At 72.5% G+C, this 4,867-nt stretch carries 6 protein-coding genes; 3 read left to right on the plus strand and 3 right to left on the minus strand.

From position 1 onward, the window contains the following. Positions 1-80: 80 nt before the first annotated feature. Positions 81-356, minus strand: a complete 276-nt coding sequence (locus G5C62_RS25615; protein ID WP_164703223.1) for a DUF4031 domain-containing protein — start codon at positions 354-356, stop codon at positions 81-83. Between the two features lie 31 nt (positions 357-387). Between G5C62_RS25615 and G5C62_RS25620 the strand changes: the two genes are divergently transcribed. Further along, positions 388-1,383, plus strand: a complete 996-nt coding sequence (locus G5C62_RS25620) for a Gfo/Idh/MocA family protein (protein ID WP_164703224.1) — start codon at positions 388-390, stop codon at positions 1,381-1,383. Here the strand turns inward: G5C62_RS25620 and G5C62_RS25625 are convergent. Further along, entirely contained in the window at positions 1,341-2,195 is an 855-nt protein-coding gene (locus G5C62_RS25625; RefSeq protein WP_164703225.1) for a DUF72 domain-containing protein, read from the minus strand. The two genes, G5C62_RS25620 and G5C62_RS25625, sit on opposite strands and share 43 nt — an antisense overlap. Positions 2,196-2,219: 24 nt before the next feature. Here G5C62_RS25625 and G5C62_RS25630 point away from each other — a divergent pair, with 24 nt between their 5' ends. Both G5C62_RS25630 and G5C62_RS25635 read left to right on the plus strand, forming a co-directional pair. Next, positions 2,220-2,627 (plus strand): VOC family protein, encoded by a 408-nt coding sequence (locus tag G5C62_RS25630; protein ID WP_164703226.1) that lies wholly within the window; start codon positions 2,220-2,222, stop codon positions 2,625-2,627. Continuing rightward, a complete protein-coding gene (locus tag G5C62_RS25635) occupies positions 2,624-3,259 on the plus strand; it encodes a hypothetical protein (RefSeq protein WP_164703227.1) in 636 nt (211 codons plus the stop codon). The genes G5C62_RS25630 and G5C62_RS25635 overlap by 4 nt, the downstream gene beginning before the upstream one ends. 216 nt (positions 3,260-3,475) lie before the next feature. Here G5C62_RS25635 and groL read toward each other — a convergent pair. Continuing rightward, positions 3,476-4,867, minus strand: a 1,392-nt coding sequence (groL, locus tag G5C62_RS25640) for a chaperonin GroEL (RefSeq protein WP_164703228.1), incomplete at its 5' end; no start/stop codon positions are given.

Raw genomic sequence — 4,867 nt, forward strand, 5'->3', positions numbered from 1 at the left:
GCACCGCGCCGCCGGCGCGTGGTGCGCACGGACGGCCACGAGGGCGGGCCGGTCCGCCGGTCCACCACGGAGGAGACCTACTAGGACGAGGCGGCCCGGGTCTTCCTGACCCGCAGGCCGGCGGCGAGCAGCCGCTGCAGCAGCTCACGACAGTCCACCGGCTCCGCCCCGGCGGCGACGGCGCGGGCGTACAGCTCCTCCGGGACGTCGTAGTGGTCGCCCTGGAACGCCCGCCGCGGGATCTCCAGGTGCTGCTGGACGAAGGCGTGCAGCTCGTCGTAGCCGGTGTCGCTCACCAGGTGCGACCACCGCCGCCCCCGCCAGGGCCAGACGGGGGTGTCGATCAGCAGTGCCACCCCGACAGTGTGCCCCGGCTACGGTCAGGGCGTGACTGAGGAGATCCGCTGGGGAGTCGTCGGGCCGGGCCGCATCGCCGAGCAGGTGGTCAAGGACTTCGCGCACGTCGACGGCGCGCGGGCGGTCGCCGTCGCCTCCCGCTCGCTGGACCGTGCACAGGCCTTCGCCGGTCGGCACGGGATCGGGCGGTCGCACGGCTCCTACGCCGAGATCCTGGCCGACCCGGACGTCGACGTCCTGTACATCGCCACCCCGCACCCGCAGCACCACGCCGTCTCGCTCGGGGCGATCCAGGCCGGCAAGGCGCTGCTGGTGGAGAAGTCGTTCACCGCCACCGTCGCCGGGGCCACCGAGGTGGTCGAGGCGGCGCGCACGTCCGGCGTCTTCGCGATGGAGGCGATGTGGACGCGGTTCCAGCCGGCCGTCGTCCGGGCGCGGGAGCTGATCGCCGAGGGCGCCATCGGCGAGGTGCGCTCCGTGCAGGCCGACCTGGGCGTGTCCCGCGAGTTCGACCCCACCGACCGGCTGTTCGCCAAGGAGCTCGGCGGCGGCGCCCTCCTCGATCTCGGCGTCTACGTCGTCTCCTTCGCCCAGATGCTGCTCGGTGACCCGGACACCGTGACCGCCACCGGTTCGCTGTTCGAGACCGGCGTCGACGCCGAGGCTTCGCTGCTGCTCGGCTACGCCGACGGCCGCTCGGCCACCCTGATGACCTCGCTGCGCAACGCGCTGCCCGGCCAGGCCCGGGTCTTCGGGACGGCGGGCTGGATCGACGTCCTCCCCCGCTTCCACCACCCGCAGACGATCGTGCTGCACCGGGTCGGGGTGGACGCGGAGGAGATCACCCTCCCGCAGCTCGGTGGCGGCTACTCCCACGAGCTGATCGAGGTCACCGAGTGCCTGCGGGCCGGGCGGACCGAGAGCACCGTCATGCCGTTGGCGGACACCCTGGCCGTGCAGTCGGTGCTCGAGCAGGCCGCCGGTCAGCTGGGCATGACGTTCGCCGAGGACCCTGCCGCCCTCTGACGGCTCGGCGTCCTCGGCGCCTTGGGCGGCGGCTTCGGCGGCCAGGCCGCGCCGCTGGCCTGGGCCATCGTCGGCACCCGGGTGTGCGTACCCCCGGTGGCCCGGACGGCGTCGGCGAAGGTGACCGCGTCGACGGTGGCCGCACCACCGGGGTCGTTGTTGAAGTAGACGAGCACGTCGTCGGCGCCGTAGGTCTCCGCCAGCCGCTGCGCCCACAGCTCCAGCGTCTCCGGCCGGTAGCCCCAGCCGTCGGCTCCGGTGTGCAGTCGCAGGTAGCCCCACTCGGTGGTGCGCCACAGCGGGGCGATCGGCTGCTCGGCGCGGTCGGCCCAGCACAGCGCGGCCTGGTACCGCTCGAGCAGGCCGCGGACCTCGTCGGTCCACCAGCTCTCGTGCCGTGGCTCCACCGCGACCCGGGTGCCCGCCGGGAACTGGCCGAGGCACTCGCTGAGCAGCTCGACGTCGGCCTTCAGCGTGGGCGGCAGCTGCAGCAGGACGACGTCCAGCCGGTCTCCCAGGCCGGCCACGCGGTCCATCAGCCGGGCCACCGGCTCGGCCGGCTCGCGCAGCCGCTTGAGGTGGGTGAGGAAGCGGGAGGCCTTCACCGCCCACCGGTAGTCCGGCGGGGTGCGTTCACGCCAGCGCTCGAAGGTCGTCTGCTCGGGCAGCCGGTAGAAGGCGTTGTTGCTCTCGACGGTGGCGAAGTGCTCGGCGTGGTGCTCCAGCCAGAGTCGTTGCGGCAGCACCGGCGGGTAGAAGCGGCCGCGCCAGTCGCGGTACTGCCAGCCCGACGTCCCGATGATCACCGTCACCGCAGCCGCCTACCCTGCTCGACCATGAGCGACTCCTCCGCGCGCTTCAAGGACCTGTGCCTCGACGCCGTGGACCACCAGGCACTGGCCGACTGGTGGTGCACCGCGATGGGCTACGTCCGCCGTGACGACGTCGAGCCCGACGAGGAGGGCTGGGTCCGGCCGACGGGCTGGCCGGTGCCGATCGTCGACCGGTCCGGCGCCGGTCCGCTGATCTGGGTGGTGCCGGTGCCCGAGGGCAAGACGGTGAAGAACCGCATGCACCACGACGTCGTCGGCGACACCGAGGCGCTCCTGGCCCACGGGGCCACCCTGGTCCGCCGCCGGGACGCCGGACCGGACAACGAGCCCGACGCCGGGACCATCGACTGGGACGTGCTGGCCGACCCCGAGGGCAACGAGTTCTGCTGCTTCGCCCCGGTCCGGACGTGAGCGACCAGCTGACCGACCTGGCCGCCACCCGGCTGGCCGCCCTCTGCCTGAACCGGCGCGGCCGGCCCCGCGGCCTGACCTTCGACGACCACGTCGTCCGGGGCGGGCTGATCCTGGACCTCGCGCTCTGCGGGGCGCTGGTGCACACCGAGGACGCCGTGGAGATGGACCACGAGCGGGCGGCCGCGGCCGGCCTGGCCGACGTCGCAGCGCAGGCCGACGAGGGAGACGGCTCGCTGCAGGACTGGCTGGACTGGGGTGCGCTGGGCTTCGACGAGTGGGTCGGCCGGTTGGTACAGGCCGGGGTCTGGCGGCTGCTCCCGTGGTCGCCGCTGCGGCCGTTCCGCAGCTACGACGACGGCGACCCGGCGCGCACGGAGGCCGACCGGGCCCGGGGCCGGACCGGCGAGCCCGGCGCGGGTGCGAGTCGTCAGACGCTCGCCGTCCTGGCGGTGGGCAAGGTCAGCGCACTCAGCGGGAAGCTCGGCCAGCCGCCGTCCTGGGTGCTGGCCGGCCTCGGTGAGGCGCAGTGGGCCGGCGAGCTGGTCGTGGAGCGGCTCACCGAACTGCGGAGCCGGATGCGCACCAACGGCCATGCGCTCGACGGCCCCGCGATCAGCGACCCGGGATAACTGCGGACGAGCACCGGAGCCGCCCCAGCCACTCCGCTGACGATCATGGGGTCAGCGGGGCGACGCGCCGAGCAGCATCGGCGGGTCGCCACCGCAGGTCCATGATCGTCGGGGAGACCAGCCAGGACGCCGACAGGGGCGGCCCGCCGAAGCGGACCGCCCCTGCCGGGCAGTGCTGGTGGTGCAGTGCTCAGCGGGACGCTGAGCGGTGTGGACTCAGAAGTCCATGCCGCCCATGCCGCCGTCGCCGCCGCCGGCCATGGCCGGGGCGTTCTTCTCCGGCTTGTCGGCGATGACGGCCTCGGTGGTGAGGAAGAGCGCCGCGATGGAGGCGGCGTTCTGCAGCGCCGAGCGGGTGACCTTGGCCGGGTCGATGATGCCGGCCGCGATCAGGTCCACGTACTCGCCGGTGGCGGCGTTGAGGCCCCAGCCGGTCTCGGAGTTGCGGACCTTCTCCGCCACGACGCCGCCCTCGAGGCCGGCGTTGATGGCGATCTGCTTCAGCGGGGCCTCGAGCGCGACGCGCACGATGTTGGCACCGGTCGCCTCGTCACCCTCGAGCTCGAGCTTGTCGAACGCGACGGCCGTGGCCTGCGCGAGAGCGACGCCACCACCGGCGACGATGCCCTCCTCGACGGCGGCCTTGGCGTTGCGCACCGCGTCCTCGATGCGGTGCTTGCGCTCCTTGAGCTCGACCTCGGTCGCGGCGCCGGCCTTGATGACGGCGACGCCACCGGCCAGCTTGGCCAGGCGCTCCTGCAGCTTCTCGCGGTCGTAGTCGGAGTCCGACTTCTCGATCTCGGCGCGGATCTGGTTGACGCGACCCTGGATCTGGTCGGCGTCACCCGAGCCCTCGATGATGGTCGTCTCGTCCTTGGTGGTGACGAACTTGCGCGCTCGGCCCAGCAGCGACAGGTCGGCGGTGTCCAGCTTGAGGCCGACCTCCTCGCTGATGACCTGACCACCGGTGAGGATCGCGATGTCGCCCAGCATGGCCTTGCGACGGTCGCCGAAGCCGGGGGCCTTGACGGCGACCGACTTGAAGGTGCCGCGGATCTTGTTGACCACCAGGGTCGCGAGGGCCTCGCCCTCGACGTCCTCGGCGATGATCGCCAGCGGCTTGCCGGACTGCATGACCTTCTCCAGCAGCGGGAGCAGGTCCTTGACCGTCGAGATCTTGCTGTTGACGACCAGGATGTACGGGTCGTCGAGCACGGTCTCCATGCGGTCGGTGTCGGTCACGAAGTAGGCCGACAGGTGACCCTTGTCGAAGCGCATGCCCTCGGTGAGCTCGAGCTCGAGACCGAAGGTGTTGCTCTCCTCGACGGTGATGACACCTTCCTTGCCGACCTTGTCCATCGCCTCGGCGATGAGCTCGCCGATGGCGGGGTCAGCGGCGGAGATCGAGGCGGTGGCCGCGATCTGCTCCTTGGTCTCGACGTCCTTGGCGGTCGAGAGGAGGTACTCCGAGACCGAGGCGACGGCCTTCTCGATGCCCTTCTTCAGGGCCATCGGGTTGGCGCCGGCGGCGACGTTGCGCAGCCCCTCGCGGACGAGGGCCTGGGCGAGCACGGTGGCGGTGGTGGTGCCGTCACCCGCGACGTCGTC

The sequence above is a fragment of the Modestobacter sp. KNN46-3 genome (assembly GCF_011039295.1).

Bases quoted from the DNA above. Each gene is read 5' to 3' on its own strand.
- G5C62_RS25630 (WP_164703226.1), top strand. From the start codon at position 2,220: ATGAGCGACTCCTCCGCGCGCTTCAAGGACCTGTGCCTCGACGCCGTG.